Genomic DNA, 17,144 nt, shown 5'->3' on the forward strand with positions numbered 1-17,144 from the left:
TGAGGAAATTTCCAGAGGTAGAGTTTTTTACTGTGTACATATCAATTGATATCGTTGATCTGATTTGCACAATATTGCATGGGAACGGGTGTTTGTGTTAATATTTATGACTATAATCAACAAGGTTCAACGGCAGGGTATCGCCAGCGACGTAAGCTTCCAGATTTTTGATGAAAATATCAACTGCTCGATCCGCGTATTGCTCTGTACTTCCTGCGATATGGGGCGTAATTAACACGTTATCCATGCTCCATAGCGGGTGGTCTGCAGGAAGAGGTTCTTCTTCGAACACGTCCAGTGCGGCGAAGGCAACTTGGCCGTTTTGGAGTGCATTCAGCAAGGCTTCCGTTTTCACACTGGGGCCACGGCCTACATTGACGAAGCAGGTACCGGATCGGAACTGCTCAAATGCAGTTTGATCATATATATGTTTGGTTTCATCAGTTAGCGGTAAAATGTTAATTACATAATCGCCCTGGCTCAAGGCTTCATGTAAACCGGTCATGTCGTACATTTGGTCCACATTGGGGACATCCTTACCTGAGCGGCGAACTCCGATCGTGCGCATGCCGAGTGCTTTAAGAATACGGGCTGTTTCCGTACCGATCTCACCTACACCAACGATGACCGCTGTTTTGCCATGCAGTTCCGGCAGTGGTTTGGCAGGAGCTTTCCATTCGGCCTGCTGTTGATGCAGCATAGCTTGTCTCAGCCAGCGACTGTGGGATAACATCATGCCCAGAATAATTTCGGTGATTGGAATCGCGTGAACTCCATTTGCACTGGTGACCTGAACGTTCTTTTGTTGCAAATCTGCGAAGGGGAGATTGTCCACACCAGCAGACCAGACCTGAACCCACTTCAACAGGCTATCCTGTTTCAATGCATGTTCTGTGACGAGTGGGGACCAGCCGAGAATAATCTCAGCTTCTTTCAACTCAGCGGGGTCCAATTCCTTGGCTTTTCCGAATTTCAGGGTGTATCCTGGTGCAGTATTCTGAATTCGTTGTTGCTGTTCTTCGGATAGAGATGGAAAACATACAATTTTACCCATAATGTGTGGTCCTCCTGAGATAAATAGTTTGATGAGTTTGATGATTAAAGTGTATCAGATTTGGTGTTGGATGTGCATTAAGGTGGGAAATGCAGGAATCTAGCCTTATTTGCAAATGGTTATATTTGTGTCACTCTATACTTACCCAACTTGAAACGATATGTATAGTTATGAAATAATAGAGCGAACTTTAGAGAGGTGTATGCAATGAATAACCAATCACATCAGGATCATTCATCCCGACGGGAAAGATTGTTTGTAGCCATTCGTCTTCCTGTTGCTGTTCAGCAGTCTCTTCAGATGGATGCGAGGCTTGTACAGAACAAGCTAGATTTTCGTAAATGGACAGATCATAGAGATTATCATATAACCTTGCAATTTCTGGGGGATACGTTAGTTAGTGACATTGGGCACCTGCGAAAAGCATTGCGCTCAGCAGCAAGCGGATTTCAGCCGTTTGAACTTCAGCTTTCCGACTGGGGCACATTTGGACTTGAAGAAGCACCTAAGGTGCTTTGGAAAGGTGTTAGCGGAGAGATAGAGCACTTGTTTTCATTGCAAAAACAAATCGTGCAGGCAACTTCGCCCCTGGGGTATGAAGCTGAATTAAGACCTTATGCTCCCCACATTACCATTGCCAGAAAATATCTGGGACAGCTTCCAGGTAATGAAAATAAAGGGATATCTGGAGTGCTTCCGGAACATTCCACAGGTGTTAATTCATGGATGGTGGAGGACATTGTACTTTATGTGACAAGGCTGGGACAATCGCCAATGTATGAGGCCGTGGATACGTTCACTTTTTCCTGATAATCATTTTTATGCCATAAAATCACATTGACATAACGTTTATCCCTATGTAATATTAGCCATCGTTATTCAAATTCTTTTTTTTGGGTTACTTAGTTAAGGGAATTGTTTCGACAGGAGGAATCTTCGAATGAACATTATAAGCAAAAATCGTTGGGTAGCACCGATGTTATCAGTGCTGCTTGTATGTATAGTGGGGGTAAATGTCGTTCAGGCGACGGGGAAGTGGAATGAAGCTAGTGATAGTAAACAGATGACCGAACTTGCGGCTTCTGGGCAAAATAACCAAACATCTACGCAAGAAGAGAGGCGCATGATGGAAGATGGGACAAGTCTGTCCTCTAATCTGTCTGCCCAAACCGTAGCGTGGACTGAATCTCTGCCAGCGAAGAACTGGCTTACGACTGCTCAAGAAGAGCAGGAATTGCAAGAAGCCAAGGCCAAGAACAAAGCTAGAGCGGTAGCTGCGGCCAAAGCCAAAAAAGAAGCTGCACTGAAATTGGCCAAAGTGAAACGTGCCAAAGAAGTCGCTGCTGTAACAACTCCCCCCCAAAAACTATACTTTACACGGACCAAACTTCTGAACCAGGAAGACTCGAAACTTGCAACCTGGTCATACAGTGTGTCCGATAAAGAACTGCATCTGCTGCAAAAAATCGTCATGGCAGAAGCGGAAGGTGAACCGTACGAAGGCAAAGTGGCAGTTGCCAATGTTGTCTTAAACCGGCTGCGGTCAGCCAATTTTCCCGATACCATTTACAAGGTCATCCATCAGAAATCCCAGTTTAGTCCTGTAGCGAACGGACGTATGAAACGTGTGGTTCCCAACGAGGACAGCATCAAAGCAGTGAATGCTGCGTTGAATGGGAAGAAGGAAGTTGCCGATGATACGTATTATTTCTTATCATTGACGCTTGCTGACGATCTGACAGTTGCCCGCTCGCAGAAAAAAGTAAAAACGATCGGTCATCATACTTTTTACAAGTAATCGACCCGTAAATTCTGCAAACAGGCAGGGTAGTTAACTGTGTGTGCTTCACACGGCCCTTGAAAAAGCCTGAATCGTAGTTTTATTTCGTTATTTAAAAATATCGTTATACTCTAAATTACCCTTTTTTCTGCCAAATCATACGGTGGAATTAGTGAAAATAAAAGAAGGTTCCCTTCCAAAAATTCGGAAGGGAACCTTCTTTGTATATCGTGAGCAATTGTCTTGCCCCCAATAACACCTCGTGAGAGCTGTTCTATAGGTCCGTAGAGGCATCAGAATGGTATTCTGGTACCTGACAAGGACGTGGCAGTAATTCCGGCTGTGAAGCGCTCCAAGGAGGTTGTTGTGACTTCGGCTGTAGTCGGAAACAATAAGTCATGAACAGCTTGAGCACAGCACTTCGGATCATAGACCGAATGGTTACCTGAATGATGCGCTACGTTCAGCGGGCTTTCAGTTTGAGTAGATGCCTGCTCCACTAGTTGTCTGAAACGATTGGTGATCACGTCGGCAGAGTGAATGACCTGGCCGTATCCGGCTTGTACAAAGTATTCACAGTTCTCTTCCTCTTGACCTGCAATCGGAGGGATAAACAACATCGGTAGACCCTTGGCCAGCGCTTCAGTGCATGTCATGCCGCCTGGCTTCGTAATCAGCACATCGGATACATCCATCAGTTTACTTACTTCCCGTGTATATCCCAGAATACGAATATTCGGATGCTGGAAGCAAGGCATTTCCTTCATTTTTGCGATCATTTTTTCATTGCTTCCTAGACAGAAGACCAATTGAACACGATCTGCCCAAGACGTGAGAGCTTTCATATGATCCTCATCAAACGAAAGTCCCCATCCACCACCCATAAGTAGCGCTGTAGGCATGTTCTGAAGCCCCATCTCTTCCCGTAGCTTCACCTTATCTCCTGCTTCCCAGAAGTCTGGATGCACAGGGATTCCCGTGATCTGAATATGGGAGGGATCAACACCCCGGATCTCAAGCAATGCTTTGACCTGAGGGGTAGAGACCAGATATTTGTTCACTTCCGGATTAATCCATGTTCCGTGCACGTCATAATCCGTCACAACCGTATAGAGCGGGATATTCAGACCCTGGCGTTTAAGCCGGGAGATGACAGCATTCGGAAAAGGATGGGTACAGATCACCGCATCGGGTTTCAGTTGGGATACGACCTGTGCCGTCTGTGTATAGAAAATTCGGTGCAACGCCAGCTTGGTAAAACCATTTAATGATTTATTGTACTGTGTGCGGTACAACAGGCTGACCAGTTTGGGTTGAACCGATAGTGTCTTTCGATATGCAGAGAAAATTAGTGGAGCTACCGTTGGGTTCAAAAATTTGCCTAGTTCAATGACACGACTGTGAACATGTGGACTGACTTTTTTGATGCCATGTGCCAGCGCATGAGCGGCCTGAGTGTGACCGGTACCGAAACCTTCCGATAATAAGAGCACTCTTGGTTTTCGCATGAGTTCACCTTTATTCATAAGTTTTAATTCAAAATGAAGATATTCATTGTTTATTCTAGCTATGGAATGCGTTACTACATGAATATACATTGAAGCGCAAAATCATGTTTCTTCTATGAATATTTACACCATATATCTTACAATGAGACAACCTAAACTTCATTATATACACGTATTATCTGAGTCATCTTACACTATAGACGACGAAAGAAGGAGTTTCCACTGCATTTAGGTTAAAAAATATTAACACAATTTTTAAAATGTTAGGGTTGCAATCTGTTTTCGAAGGTGGTATTGTATTTTTTGACCGAATGACTGAATTGTATTTTTGGTCATTTATGTAGAGCGATTGAACAATGAATGTGATTAAAGGAGGGATTAGATGGCTCCGATTGACAGGAGACAGCAGGTTATTCATGCAGCAGCCCAGTCGTTTGCCATGTTTGGATACAAAGCAACGACGATGGATCAGGTCGCCAAGATTGCGAACGTTGGCAAAGGAACGATCTATACGTTTTTCACCAATAAGGAACAATTGTTTGATCAGATCCTGGTAGAAGTGATTCAGGAAATGAAAAACATCGCACATCGTGAAGTACATCAGGAAAGTGCATTTTTCGATAATCTGTTTCGGGTACTGGATGCCTTGTTGGAGTTTCGTCGTGATCACGATCTGCTCGTTAAGTTATCTCAGGAGCTGAAGGACTTTGGAACGCTGCAGGCCAAGGAAGGTTTGGACAAGGTGGAGAAAGTAATCTCCGACTTTCTGGCTAAGGAGCTTGAGAAAGCAAAAGACAATGGAGAGATTCGAGATTGTGATCCGCAAGTCGTCGCATTTATGATGATTCGCCTGTATATTGCACTCACCTCAGACTGGAGCAAACAACATCAACCGCTGAGCAAAGAGGAAATCAAGACTTACTTTCGCCTTTTCTTAATGGAAGGAATTGCTGCTGTAACGTAATCCGAATTTAATCTACTATAATATAAGGATTTTCACGTGTATCAAGCAGGGAGGCTTGTCGGAAGACAGGTTGTTTTTTTGTCCTGAAGTGACCGTTTGAGGAAAGTGGTCACTTCGTGTTTCAGTATGTTTTCTGGAATGCGACATTGTATTTCATTATGGTTATTCCTGCTCATGGAGCAGAGAGATTAAGGGGAGAAAATGACATGAAATCTTTATCCGTGTTTTTCAAGGATGTGGGATCGGCCGTGAGAAACCCGAAGGTGTTGATCCCTGTTATCGCAATTATGTTTATACCGATCCTGTATAGTGGCATCTATCTGGCGGCCTATTGGGACCCGTATGGTCATGTGGATGAGATGCCGGTTGCCGTTGTTAATCTGGACAAAGGCGCTGAGTTGGAGGGCAAATCCCTCCATGTAGGTAGTGATCTGGTGGATGAGTTGAAGAAAAATGCCGATTTTAAATGGGATTTTGTCAGTGCCAGTCAAGCCAAAGAAGGCATGAATAATGACAAATATTATATGCAAATTACGATTCCGGAGAACTTCTCATCCCAAGCAACAACATTGCTCGATGACAAGCCGGAGCCGGCTGATCTGATCTATGAACCGAATGGCAATTATAGCTTTGTTGGTGCACAGATCGGTAAGACCGCTATTAAGGACCTGAAAGCAAAAGTCTCAGCCAAAGTAACGGAATCCTATGCAGAGACATTGCTCGACAAGTTCTCCGAAGTATCGGATGGCTTGGCTGAAGCAGGCGATGGGGCGGGTGAACTGAATACTGGCGCAGGCAAACTGGATGATGGTGCTGTTAAGCTCAAGGATAACCTGGCGAAGCTTGCATCCGGAACGCTTGAACTTCAGGAAGGACTTTCTCCATTAAGTGATGGTGTTAACGCGCTGCACACAGGGGCAACCAAACTTGAAAGTGGAACATCAAATCTTGTATCCGGTCTGCAACAGCTTCAGGCAGCTGCTTCGAGCCAGCTTCAGAGCGGAGCAGATCAGTTGAAGGATGGTAGCGCCAAGTTGGAAACTGGACTCCAGTCTTCACTGGATGGCACAAGTAAGTTGCAGGCTGGTCTGAAATCATCAGAACAGGGCAGTGCGAAGCTGTCGGATGGTCTGCAAAGTGCTGTTCAGGGCAGTGGCACTCTGGCAACAGGCCTGCAATCGGCTGTAGATGGCAGCTCCAAGGTTGCTGATGGTGCACAGGGTGTAGCCGCCGGATTGAAACAGCTTGCTGCATCGAACCCCGAACTGGCTGAAAATGCGGATGTACAGAAGCTGCTTGCAGCAAGTGAAGCTGTTGCTGATGGCAGTGCACAACTGCATGAGAGCGAGCAGAAGCTGGCACAAGGTGCAGATCAGCTGCATCAGGGCAACCAGCAACTGGCTGCGGGTGCAACCGAGCTTCATGGAGGTCAGGAGCAACTTCTTGCTGGTGCGAACCAGCTGGTGGATGGTCAGAAACAATTGCTGGCTGGTGCAGGGCAGCTTAGTCAAGGAGGAGCGAAACTCTCCGATGGTCTGAAGCAGTTCAGCGGCAAATTGGGTGATGCTGCAAGTGGCGGTACATTGCTTGCAGATGGTGCCAAGCAGCTGGGCTCAGGAACAACAGCTTTGCAAACGGGTGTAGGTAAACTCAGTGGTGGCGTTAGTTCACTAACCGATGGTTCCAAGCAATTGGGTGATGGCGCGGGCAAACTGGCTGACGGCCTTACTGAGCTAAAAGATGGCTCGAGTGAATTGGAAACCAAGCTGAATGATGCCGCACAGAAAACATCCGAAGTTAAGAAAACGGATGATGTAGTGAACATGTTCGCTGAACCGGTAAACTCCTCGGAGAATACAGCAGAGAACGTGAGTAATTATGGTACAGGATTGACACCGTTCTTCCTGTCGATCGGTCTGTTTGTGGGATCGTTGATTTCCACGATTGTATTGAAAATGCGGGAAACGTCCGTACCTGGTGCAACAGGCTGGAATCGTTTTGTCAGCCGGACACTGGTATTTGGGTCCGTGAGTATTTTCCAATCGGTTATCGTGGCAAGTTTCATGTTATATGGTCTTGGACTGGAGACGCACAGCGTAGGGCTGTTCTACCTGTTTACCATTATTACGGGGCTGACCTTCATGTTGATTGTTCAGGCACTTGTAACCTGGCTGGATCTGCCTGGACGTTATGTTGTCATTCTGCTTCTGGTCTTCCAGCTTGCGGCTAGTGCAGGGACCTTCCCTGTAGAACTGATTCCATCATGGCTTCAGGCATTTAGCCCTTGGTTGCCAATGACACACAGCATTATGGGCTTCAAAGCCGTGGTATCGAGTGGTAATCTGGATGTGATGTGGCATCAGGCAGGTATTCTTAGCATCTATGCAGGTGTATCCATTCTGCTGACGCTTGCTTACTTCCTCTGGAATGGCAGACGTCCGAAAAAAGAAGTCGAACAGGCTGATTCTGGTCAAGTTGTGACGGCATAAGTCGAACCTGATCTTCAGCAGGGTCATATTTTTGAAAAAAACTTTATTTTCTTGTAGTGAAATTATGCAATATAGTAGTCAAATAGTGCAAATAGCCTGTGACCCCAAAAAGGGGTTGCAGGCTATTTTGTATACAAATGCATAGAGAAGTAAAGTTTCGCTGGCTTAAGCAGTGAAAATTTGGTGGAATTATGGATAAACCTAGGCTGCACATGGAACGATTTTCTTCTGTCAGCAATTTAATTCAGTTGTACTCTGGCTTAAAAAGTGTATAATTATTCGAAAAAGAGATGAATTTAAACGTCACTACTGTAATGCTGTACTGCAAAACATTTCTTATCAGAGGTATTAAAAAGTTTAAATTGCGCTGATGTTAGGTCGGTGTTAAAATAATAGAACTATATCAAAAAAACGTCGCTCCATTTCAGTAGCCGTGCCAGCGGCTGCGTGTTGATTTATACAGGCTGTTTGCCGGATCGTCCGGATCAGCTCATCTCATTTAATGGCTTCTGCCCAATAGCAGGCATTATTTTTGACAGTCTCATGCTGTCACCTCTTCTATCTAGCAGGCTCTATCGCAAGCGAAAGGCCAGCTCCTCCCGTTTCATTGTTGCCTGTTGCCTATGTTCTTGATCTTTCCGAAATACTTCATTATAGAAAGGTTGCGTTCCATGAGACACATCGGATTACCTCCAAAACAGGGTCTGTATGACCCGCAGTTCGAAAAAGACGCATGCGGAATGGGTTTTGTTGCCAACATCAAAGGAGTACCTTCACACGATATCGTTAGTCAGGCACTGACCATGCTTAGTAACATGGAACACCGTGGAGGACAGGGAAGTGAGCCGAATTCCGGTGACGGAGCAGGTATCCTGATTCAGATTCCACATCGCTTTTTTGCAGAGGAAGCGAAACGCCTTGGTTTTGCATTGCCTGAACAGGGATTCTATGGCGTAGGGATGTTGTTCCTTTCCCAGGACCCTGCCATTCGCAGTGCGCATGAAGAGAGCCTTAAGAAGATTATTGAAGAAGAAGGTCAGACGTTCCTGGGTTTCCGGGATGTTCCTACTTTTGATGAAATGCTTGGCCGTTCTGCGCTTGCAGCAAAACCTTATGTACGTCAGGTGTTTATTGGAAGATCCGCAGATGTGAAGGATGAGCTTGGATTCGAGCGTAAGCTGTATGTTATTCGCAGACGCGCTGAGCTGGCTATTCGTTATTCGGCAGATGAAGCAGAAGGTGGTTCGTTCTACCTTCCGAGCATGTCTTGTCGCAAAATTGTATATAAAGGCATGCTGACAACTGAACAAGTTGGCGGGTTCTATCTGGATCTGCAGGAAGAACTCGTGGAATCGGCCATTGGACTTGTGCATTCCCGTTTCAGTACCAACACCTTCCCAAGCTGGGAACGTGCCCACCCGTATCGTTTCATGATCCACAACGGTGAGATCAATACGATGCGTGGTAACGTGAACTGGATGCATGCACGGCAATCCTTGTTCGAGAGCGAGTTGTTTGGTAACGACATCGCGAAAGTAAAACCGGTTATCAATCCGGACGGTTCGGATACAGCCATGTTTGATAACACGCTGGAGTTCCTGTATCTGAGTGGTCGTTCCCTGCCACACGTGGCCATGATGATGGTTCCTGAACCTTGGAGCACGGATGAGGGAATGGACCCTGCCAAAAAGGCATTTTATGAGTATCACAGTACGATGATGGAGCCTTGGGATGGACCAGCAGCAATGGCCTTTACAGATGGTTTGCAGATTGGTGCAACACTCGACCGTAATGGATTGCGTCCAGCTCGTTATTATGTAACCAAAGATGACCGTATTATCCTGTCCTCCGAAGTTGGAGTACTTGATATTGCGCCGGAAGAGATCCTGTACAAAGATCGTCTGCGTCCAGGTCGGATGTTGCTTGTGGATACACAAGAAGGCCGCATCATCGCGGATGAGGAAGTAAAAGCAATCATTGCAGCCGAGAATCCGTATCAGGATTGGCTTGATGAGCATTTGATGGATCTGAGCGAGTTGCCGGACGCACCGGAACTTCCTGATCCAAAACATGATAACGTGACCCAGCTTCAGCTCGCTTATGGTTATACATTTGAAGAACTACGTAAAATCCTGGAGCCGATGGCAACAACAGGTATGGAAGCTACGGGTTCGATGGGTTATGATGCACCGCTGGCTGTGCTGTCCGATCGTCCACAGCGTCTGTACAACTACTTTAAACAGATGTTCGCCCAGGTAACCAACCCGCCAATCGATGCAATCCGTGAAGAGATTGTAACGTCTACGGCAACAACCATTGGTCCTGAGCGCAACTTGCTGAACCCTGAACCGGAGAGTTGTCGCCAGATCCGTCTGGATACACCGGTATTGTCTAATGAAGACTTTGCGAAGATTCGCCATGTGCGTCGCCCAGGCTTCCGCTCCATGACGATTCCAATCTTCTTCACCGCTGCGGAAGGGGCAGAAGGACTTCGCAAAGCGATGGATTTGCTCTTCGAAGCTGCAGATCGTGTCATCGACAAAGGTCATAACATTCTGATCCTGTCTGACCGCGGTGTGGACGCAGAGAATGCTGCCATTCCTGCATTGCTTGCTGTAGCAGGTCTGCATCACCATCTGATTCGCCAGGGAACCAGAACCAAAGTCAGCATTATGCTTGAATCGGCAGAACCGCGTGATATTCACCACTACGCGTTGCTGCTGGGTTATGGTGTAAGTGCGGTGAACCCTTATCTGGCCTTTGAAACGCTGGATGACATGATTCAGCAAGGATTGCTGCGTGGTATCTCGCATGAGAAAGCAGTGAAAAACTACATTAAAGCAGCTACCAAAGGCGTTACTAAAGTGTTGTCCAAAATGGGGATTTCTACGATTCAATCGTATCGTGGAGCTCAAATCTTCGAAGCGGTAGGTCTGAAATCAGACTTCGTTGACCGTTACTTTACCTGGACACCTTCCCGTATCGGTGGAATTGGGTTGGAAGAAGTGGCAGCCGAAGCGTTGACACATCATAACCGTGCCTTTACGGAAAAAGACGGTAACGATAAAGTATTGGATTCTGGTGGGGATTATCAATGGCGTAACGACGGAGAAGAGCATCTGTTCAATCCGCAAACCATTCATACCCTGCAACACGCGGTACGCACTGGGGATTACAAGCTGTATAAAAAATATTCCAAACTTGTGCAAGGTGAGAATGATCAATTGTTGACCATTCGTTCCATGCTGAAGCTGAAACCGGTGGGAGCTTCCATTCCACTCGAAGAAGTTGAATCCGTAGAAGATATCATGCGTCGTTTCAAAACAGGTGCAATGTCCTTCGGTTCGATCAGTAAAGAAGCGCATGAAGATCTTGCCATCGCAATGAACCGTGTTGGAGGTAAATCCAATACCGGTGAAGGTGGAGAAGATCCGGCTCGCTTCATTAAAGATAGCAACGGGGATTCCCGTCGCAGTGCGATTAAACAGGTAGCATCCGGACGTTTTGGTGTTACATCCAACTATTTGGTTAATGCCGATGAGATTCAGATTAAAATGGCTCAGGGAGCTAAACCAGGTGAAGGCGGACAGCTGCCAGGACGTAAAGTGTATCCTTGGGTTGCTGAAGTCCGTGGTTCAACACCAGGTGTAGGTCTGATCTCGCCACCACCGCATCACGATATCTACTCGATCGAGGATCTGGCAGAGCTGATCTATGACTTGAAAAATGCCAATCCGCGTGCTGAGATTAACGTGAAGCTGGTATCGGAAGTGGGCGTGGGTACCATCGCAGCTGGTGTAGCCAAAGGCCGTGCTGATATTATCCTCGTCAGCGGTTATGACGGTGGTACAGGTGCATCACCGCAAGGTTCGATTCGCCACGCAGGTATGCCTTGGGAACTAGGTCTTGCAGAGACACATCAAACGTTGATGCTGAACAATCTGCGTGACCGTGTCGTCCTCGAAACAGACGGCAAAATGCTTAACGGCCGTGACCTAGCGATTGCAGCCTTGCTTGGAGCAGAAGAGTATGGTTTCTCTACAGCACCGCTCGTTGCACTTGGCTGTATCATGATGCGTGTCTGTCAGATGGATACCTGTCCGGTTGGTGTAGCGACACAGAATCCGGAATTGCGTAAAAATTATATGGGTGATCCAGCTCATGTGGTTAACTTCATGCGATTTGTTGCTGAAGATGTGCGTGAGATCATGGCTGATCTTGGTTTCCGTACTATTCAGGAGATGGTCGGGCGTACAGATTGCCTCGAAACGGTAGAAGCCGTAGATCACTGGAAGAAAAAAGGTGTGGATCTGTCTGTATTGTTGCACGTGCCTGAAATGCCGGAAGGCTCTGCACGTTACCGTACACAACATCAGAATCACCAATTGGAAGAAACGCTGGATATGCAACAATTGTTGCCACTGGCACAGTCTGCTATTGAATCCGGTCAACCGGTTGAAGCGGTGCTTCCAATTACAAACGTTAACCGTGCAGTAGGTACCATTTTGGGTAGTGAGATCACACGCAAATATGGACTCGCAGGATTGCCTGAAGATACGGTTAAATTCAAATTTGTCGGCTCTGCCGGACAAAGCTTTGGGGCCTTTGTACCTAAAGGTATGACCTTGACCGTTGAAGGGGATTCCAATGACTACGTAGGTAAAGGACTGTCCGGAGGTAAACTGATCGTGATGCCTTCTCCGAAAGCAACGTTTGAGGCGGAAGATAACATCATTATCGGTAACACGGCTCTCTACGGAGCAACAAGCGGCGAAGCGTATATCCGTGGTATTGCGGGTGAGCGATTTGCTGTACGTAACTCGGGCGCCAAAGTAGTTGTTGAAGGTGTAGGCGACCATGGTTGTGAGTATATGACAGGTGGACGTGTCGTTGTACTGGGGGATACAGGTCGTAACTTTGCAGCAGGGATGTCCGGAGGTATTGCCTATGTGTATGATCCGGAAGGCACATTCCTGAAACGTTGTAATCTGGAAATGGTTCTTTTGGAGCGTATCGAAGATGTGGCCGAAGGTGCAGATCTGCGAGGCATGATTCAACGTCATGTTGCCAACACAGGAAGTGCTGTCGGTCAGCGCGTTCTGGATAACTGGCAAGATGCGCTGAATCAGTTCGTTCGGGTTATTCCGAAGGACTTCAAACGTATGACAGAACAGATCGAACGGATTCAGGCAACAGGTTTGACTGGAGAAGCAGCGCTGCTTGCAGCGTTTGAAGCGAATATGCGTGAACTTGCACGTGCTGGAGGTTAATAACTTCCTTGTTCCAAGGTGTAAGTGCATGAACAGGTTGTATTAAGAATAATAGGAGCAATATGGTTGCCATTCCGGCACCATATTGCTCCTATTTTGCTTTCGACAAAATTAGAACCCCATCAAAAAACGTTATCGCCATGAGACGACAACATCGAGGAACTTTCTCAAGTATAATAAGGCTAGTTTTGGAGGGCAGGGAAAGTATAAAGATAAGAGAGGTTAGCGGAATGAATATGAAGCATCCAAACAGGGACGATCGTAGGCCGACAGGTAAACAAGTCGAAGCAACCCAGATGGACATCATGAAGGTGTTACTGCAATGCGGAATCGACCCGGAGCGTTGGAACCATTTCGTATCCTCCGTCAACAACAAGCGTCCTTGACACAATAGACAAGCATGGAATGAAAAAGAATTAAGACACAAAAAAAGCCCAGAAGCCAGAGAGGTTATCTCTCGGGAACTGGGTCCTCTTTTCGGGTTTAGTCCATGCTGCGTTCCATTCGGACAAATGCAATAAAACGACGTGCCTCTTCTTCGGTTAAAGACTTCCCATCAATCATCAGATCGAAGCGTTCTAACACTTCTTTGTCCGATAACTCCAAGGTATCCACGAAATCACGTACGTCTTCATCCATCACGACATCACTTTGCTTTGTACGTCCTATAAGATAATCAATAGACACATCAAAGATGTCAGCAAGTCTCGTTAACACTTCGAAATCCGGTTTACGTCGATTCTTCTCGTAGTGGGAGAGAGCAGCTCTTGTAATATGAATGGAGCTCGCAAGTTCTTCTTGAGTAAGTCCCCGCTGTTCCCGTAATTCCGCAATGCGATTTCCGTAGCTCATAAGCTATTTCCCCCTGAACGACATCAAATATATATTGAAACAATCCTGAGCCAAGTGTTTGATCAGGGCAGCTTTCCTGCAAAAGAGTAACTCCTCATGTGTTTCCTTTAACCCATTTCCATTTGTAAATAGGTCTGTCTAAGGACATCTCAAATTGTCGTAAATCAAAAGAACCATGTCCAAATACCGCTTGACATGATACGTATTGTATCGTAAATTGGACGTATGGAGTTACAAAATGTATCATTTGGGATATTTTAAGTATCTCCTGGTTGCCTGGACCATATACCTGTGAGAAGGAAGTAGAGGCAGTCCATGTAGGCTAATCCATTCTAAAGGAATGAAACCATGTATTCAATAATTCAGGAATGGGCTGATATGAAATTAAATGTCCATATGTACATTCAGGAGTTTCACGGGAAAATGGTAGACCGCAAAAGACGCCCTGTTCTGTTACTTGGAATGGACACTCAAGCAATCACCTTCCTGAGCGACCTGAACTTGCCGGTATCATCAGAAATGCTCATTGGTTTGGATGTTGAAGATCAACATGTATGTGTACGACTTCACGCAAGGTTGCAATGGAAACAGCCCTTCGGAGAGCTCACAATGTATCATTCAAACTTGCATATTCAGCACGAACAGAAACTATATATAACTGGACAGTTAAACACAATGCTTACTGAAGTTCAGTTTCCCGCGGTTTCCCGTTTTCAGTATGAAAAGGCAACAGAACAAAAGGCTCTGCAAGAACCCTATCATTACATTGATTTCACCATATAATTCCAAGTCGATTCTTAACATTTTCTGAACAAAACATGTACTTAACGCCATTTTACTATATTTCATAGCGTTATGCATTAGTTCTTTAACACCAAAAGCATTTGCGCAATGAATAAAGGGGCGAGGGGGCTCATACTATTTCAGGAAGTTTGGATATGGTTGAAATGCACTGCCACATATTATCCGGCCTAGATGATGGTCCTGTTCGAATGGAGCAGTCCGTTGCGATGGCTGAGAAGGCGGCAGCCTCAGGAATTACCTCCATTATTGCTACTCCGCATCACCTGAACGGGCAATACAACAATGAACCGATGGTGGTCAATCAGGCCGTGAACCTGCTTCATGCAGAACTTCGCAAACGCAACATTCGCCTGGAGATCCGTCCCGGACAGGAGATCAGGGTGCATGACAACCTGATTGGAGACTTATATGCAGGAAAGTGCTGCACACTCGCCGGAAGTCGTTACATGTTGCTGGAACTGCCCTTTGGTCATATTCCCTCACAGTTCCCCAGGATACTGCATGAATTACGAATAGCGGGAATTACCCCTATTATTGCTCATCCGGAACGTAATCGTGTCATTTTGAAGAAGCCAAGGTTGTTGGCTGATTACTTGAGTCAAGGCGGACTATGTCAGCTCACAGCTCAATCTTTCACTGGGCTTTTCGGACGGAAAGTTCGGCAGTGGTGTTTTCATTTTTGCAAAGAAAACGGGTTTCATTTCATTTCATCAGATGCACATGATACGTGCAAAAGGACATTTGCCATAAGTGAAGGAGAGCGGGCCATCGAGCGTCGATTTGGAGCTGAAGCCGTTAAGCGGCTGGCAGAGAATGCGTCGCATATTCTATCGAATTCGTGTCTGGTCACAGAACGCTGGAAACCTCGCAAATGGCTACTGTCCATCTGGTAGTTACATAGGATAGATCACAACGTATAGGAGGAATGAAAGTGGAACTGAAAGGATATTTTCGACTCTTACAAAAGAAACTGTGGTTGATTGTTGCAATTGCTTTGATAGCCGGTGTGGGTGCAGGGGTCAAAAGCATTTTCTTCACCCAGCCCATCTATGAGGCAAGTTCCAAACTGATCGTGAACCAGACCTCTAACGTTCAAGGCCAAGCGATGATGGACTTCAGCATGATTCAAACCAATATCAAACTCATTAACTCATACAGAGAAATTATTAAATCTTCCGCCATTATGGATAAAGTCGCTACCACGTATCCGGACCTAGGCTTAACCTCTGCTCAACTCATGAATAGCACTTCCGTCTCTACAGCCAGCGAATCCCAAGTGATGAGCATAACTGTACAAGGGACTACCTACGAAAAAGCCGCAAAAACGGTCAATGCCATCTCCAACGTGTTCCAATCTCAAATCCCCCTAATCATGAAAATCGATAATGTGGCTATCCTCAGTGAAGCAAAAGTGGATAGTAATGCATCTCCAATCAATATGAAAACCACATTAAGCATCATTGTCAGTCTGTTCGCAGGTCTTGTGCTCGCGATTGCACTCGTATTCCTGATGGATTATCTGGATGACACATTCAAATCCGAAACTGAGCTTGAAAAAGAGCTGGGCCTGCCTGTGCTTACCGTGATATCCAAAATGAAAAAAGACGATCTGAAAAATACGAAAAATTACGTATCTCAACAGAAAGTGGGGGATGGCAAATATGTCGCGGCTAACCAATGAAAATAACAATCTGGTGACCTATTTTAACTCCAAATCTCAGATCTCGGAGGGATACCGTAAATTACGGACGAACATCCAGTTCTCCTCAATCGACAGTCATATCAAAAAAATCATGGTGGCTTCCGCTGAATCCGGCGAAGGCAAGACCACAACGATTAGCAACCTGGCGGTAACCTATGCCCAGGAAGGCAAAAAAGTTCTGCTGATCGATGCGGATCTGCGTAATCCTTCCTTGCACCAGGTGTTTTCCGTACCCAATCATATCGGTCTGAGTAGTGTGCTGTCTAATCAGTACAGTGTGGAAGACGTGCTTAGAGAGAGTTATATCGACAATCTCCAATTATTCACTTCTGGCCCAATTCCGCCGAACCCTTCCGAGATGATCGGTTCCAACCGGATGAAAAGGCTGATTGAGAAGTTAGAGGATCAATATGATGTCATCATGTTTGATACACCGCCGGTGCTTGCGGTAACGGATGCACTCATTGTGAGTTCGCTGTGTGATGGTGTGCTACTGGTCGTGAACTCGGGCAAGGTCAAGAAGGAACTGGTGAAGAAGACCAAGGCTGCTCTGGAGCATGTGAATGCACGAATTCTGGGCGCAATCCTGAACAATATCAAAAACGCTGCAGTTCCGGTGGGCTACGGAGAGAAGTAAACCTTCCATCCAATGCTCCCAAGTAAACAGGTAATGTCTACTGCACCTTTATCACTGTAGGCACTCGGTCATGCTGTGGGTTCA

At 46.0% G+C, this 17,144-nt stretch carries 13 protein-coding genes; 10 read left to right on the plus strand and 3 right to left on the minus strand.

Annotated elements, in window-relative coordinates:
* Positions 1-97: 97 nt before the first annotated feature.
* A complete protein-coding gene (locus tag MHI48_RS06590) occupies positions 98-1,054 on the minus strand; it encodes a D-2-hydroxyacid dehydrogenase (RefSeq protein WP_405143494.1) in 957 nt (318 codons plus the stop codon).
* A gap of 207 nt (positions 1,055-1,261) precedes the next feature.
* Between MHI48_RS06590 and thpR the strand changes: the two genes are divergently transcribed.
* Together thpR and MHI48_RS06600 are read left to right on the plus strand one after the other, a co-directional pair.
* Positions 1,262-1,864 carry an RNA 2',3'-cyclic phosphodiesterase gene (gene thpR, locus MHI48_RS06595; protein ID WP_047841961.1) on the plus strand — a complete coding sequence of 201 codons (603 nt, stop codon included), beginning with the start codon at positions 1,262-1,264 and terminating at the stop codon, positions 1,862-1,864.
* A 130-nt stretch (positions 1,865-1,994) separates the two neighbouring features.
* Positions 1,995-2,852, plus strand: coding sequence for a cell wall hydrolase (locus MHI48_RS06600; protein ID WP_047841962.1), 858 nt, complete (start codon positions 1,995-1,997; stop codon positions 2,850-2,852).
* A gap of 275 nt (positions 2,853-3,127) precedes the next feature.
* On the opposite strand, the gene MHI48_RS06605 is transcribed toward MHI48_RS06600, so the two are convergent.
* Positions 3,128-4,342 carry a UDP-N-acetylglucosamine--LPS N-acetylglucosamine transferase gene (locus MHI48_RS06605; protein WP_036611351.1) on the minus strand — a complete coding sequence of 405 codons (1,215 nt, stop codon included), beginning with the start codon at positions 4,340-4,342 and terminating at the stop codon, positions 3,128-3,130.
* A 382-nt stretch (positions 4,343-4,724) separates the two neighbouring features.
* Here MHI48_RS06605 and MHI48_RS06610 point away from each other — a divergent pair, with 382 nt between their 5' ends.
* From MHI48_RS06610 to MHI48_RS06625, 4 genes are all read left to right on the plus strand, one after another.
* Positions 4,725-5,306 carry a TetR/AcrR family transcriptional regulator gene (locus MHI48_RS06610; protein WP_036611349.1) on the plus strand — a complete coding sequence of 194 codons (582 nt, stop codon included), beginning with the start codon at positions 4,725-4,727 and terminating at the stop codon, positions 5,304-5,306.
* A gap of 206 nt (positions 5,307-5,512) precedes the next feature.
* Positions 5,513-7,795: a YhgE/Pip domain-containing protein gene (locus tag MHI48_RS06615; protein WP_076319160.1), complete on the plus strand. Its 2,283-nt coding sequence runs from the start codon at positions 5,513-5,515 to the stop codon at positions 7,793-7,795.
* A gap of 671 nt (positions 7,796-8,466) precedes the next feature.
* Positions 8,467-13,065 carry a glutamate synthase large subunit gene (gltB, locus tag MHI48_RS06620; protein ID WP_076319062.1) on the plus strand — a complete coding sequence of 1,533 codons (4,599 nt, stop codon included), beginning with the start codon at positions 8,467-8,469 and terminating at the stop codon, positions 13,063-13,065.
* 230 nt (positions 13,066-13,295) lie between these two features.
* Complete coding sequence (locus MHI48_RS06625; protein WP_017690128.1) at positions 13,296-13,451, plus strand: hypothetical protein; 156 nt, start codon at positions 13,296-13,298, stop codon at positions 13,449-13,451.
* A gap of 97 nt (positions 13,452-13,548) precedes the next feature.
* Here MHI48_RS06625 and MHI48_RS06630 read toward each other — a convergent pair whose 3' ends face one another.
* Positions 13,549-13,917, minus strand: coding sequence for a helix-turn-helix domain-containing protein (locus tag MHI48_RS06630; protein ID WP_036668894.1), 369 nt, complete (start codon positions 13,915-13,917; stop codon positions 13,549-13,551).
* A gap of 378 nt (positions 13,918-14,295) precedes the next feature.
* Between MHI48_RS06630 and MHI48_RS06635 the strand changes: the two genes are divergently transcribed.
* From MHI48_RS06635 to MHI48_RS06650, 4 genes are all read left to right on the plus strand, one after another.
* Positions 14,296-14,700, plus strand: coding sequence for a hypothetical protein (locus MHI48_RS06635; protein ID WP_127551237.1), 405 nt, complete (start codon positions 14,296-14,298; stop codon positions 14,698-14,700).
* 155 nt (positions 14,701-14,855) lie between these two features.
* Positions 14,856-15,614 (plus strand): tyrosine-protein phosphatase, encoded by a 759-nt coding sequence (locus tag MHI48_RS06640; protein ID WP_105597655.1) that lies wholly within the window; start codon positions 14,856-14,858, stop codon positions 15,612-15,614.
* Positions 15,615-15,646: 32 nt separating this feature from the next.
* A complete protein-coding gene (locus MHI48_RS06645) occupies positions 15,647-16,402 on the plus strand; it encodes a YveK family protein (protein WP_235193748.1) in 756 nt (251 codons plus the stop codon).
* Positions 16,383-17,060, plus strand: coding sequence for a CpsD/CapB family tyrosine-protein kinase (locus MHI48_RS06650; protein ID WP_405143498.1), 678 nt, complete (start codon positions 16,383-16,385; stop codon positions 17,058-17,060). Before MHI48_RS06645 ends, MHI48_RS06650 begins: the two co-directional genes overlap by 20 nt.
* The last annotated feature ends 84 nt before the right edge of the window (positions 17,061-17,144 follow it).

The sequence above is a fragment of the Paenibacillus sp. FSL H7-0942 genome (assembly GCF_045040715.1).
Taxonomy (GTDB): Bacteria; Bacillota; Bacilli; order Paenibacillales; family Paenibacillaceae; genus Paenibacillus; species Paenibacillus amylolyticus.

Coding starts and splice junctions, on each gene's coding strand:
- MHI48_RS06590 (WP_405143494.1), bottom strand. CDS start 1,054: ATGGGTAAAATTGTATGTTTTCCATCTCTATCCGAAGAACAGCAACAA.
- thpR (WP_047841961.1), top strand. CDS start 1,262: ATGAATAACCAATCACATCAGGATCATTCATCCCGACGGGAAAGATTG.
- MHI48_RS06600 (WP_047841962.1), top strand. CDS start 1,995: ATGAACATTATAAGCAAAAATCGTTGGGTAGCACCGATGTTATCAGTG.
- MHI48_RS06605 (WP_036611351.1), bottom strand. CDS start 4,342: ATGCGAAAACCAAGAGTGCTCTTATTATCGGAAGGTTTCGGTACCGGT.
- MHI48_RS06610 (WP_036611349.1), top strand. CDS start 4,725: ATGGCTCCGATTGACAGGAGACAGCAGGTTATTCATGCAGCAGCCCAG.
- MHI48_RS06615 (WP_076319160.1), top strand. CDS start 5,513: ATGAAATCTTTATCCGTGTTTTTCAAGGATGTGGGATCGGCCGTGAGA.
- gltB (WP_076319062.1), top strand. CDS start 8,467: ATGAGACACATCGGATTACCTCCAAAACAGGGTCTGTATGACCCGCAG.
- MHI48_RS06625 (WP_017690128.1), top strand. CDS start 13,296: ATGAATATGAAGCATCCAAACAGGGACGATCGTAGGCCGACAGGTAAA.
- MHI48_RS06630 (WP_036668894.1), bottom strand. CDS start 13,917: ATGAGCTACGGAAATCGCATTGCGGAATTACGGGAACAGCGGGGACTT.
- MHI48_RS06635 (WP_127551237.1), top strand. CDS start 14,296: ATGAAATTAAATGTCCATATGTACATTCAGGAGTTTCACGGGAAAATG.
- MHI48_RS06640 (WP_105597655.1), top strand. CDS start 14,856: ATGGTTGAAATGCACTGCCACATATTATCCGGCCTAGATGATGGTCCT.
- MHI48_RS06645 (WP_235193748.1), top strand. CDS start 15,647: ATGAAAGTGGAACTGAAAGGATATTTTCGACTCTTACAAAAGAAACTG.
- MHI48_RS06650 (WP_405143498.1), top strand. CDS start 16,383: ATGTCGCGGCTAACCAATGAAAATAACAATCTGGTGACCTATTTTAAC.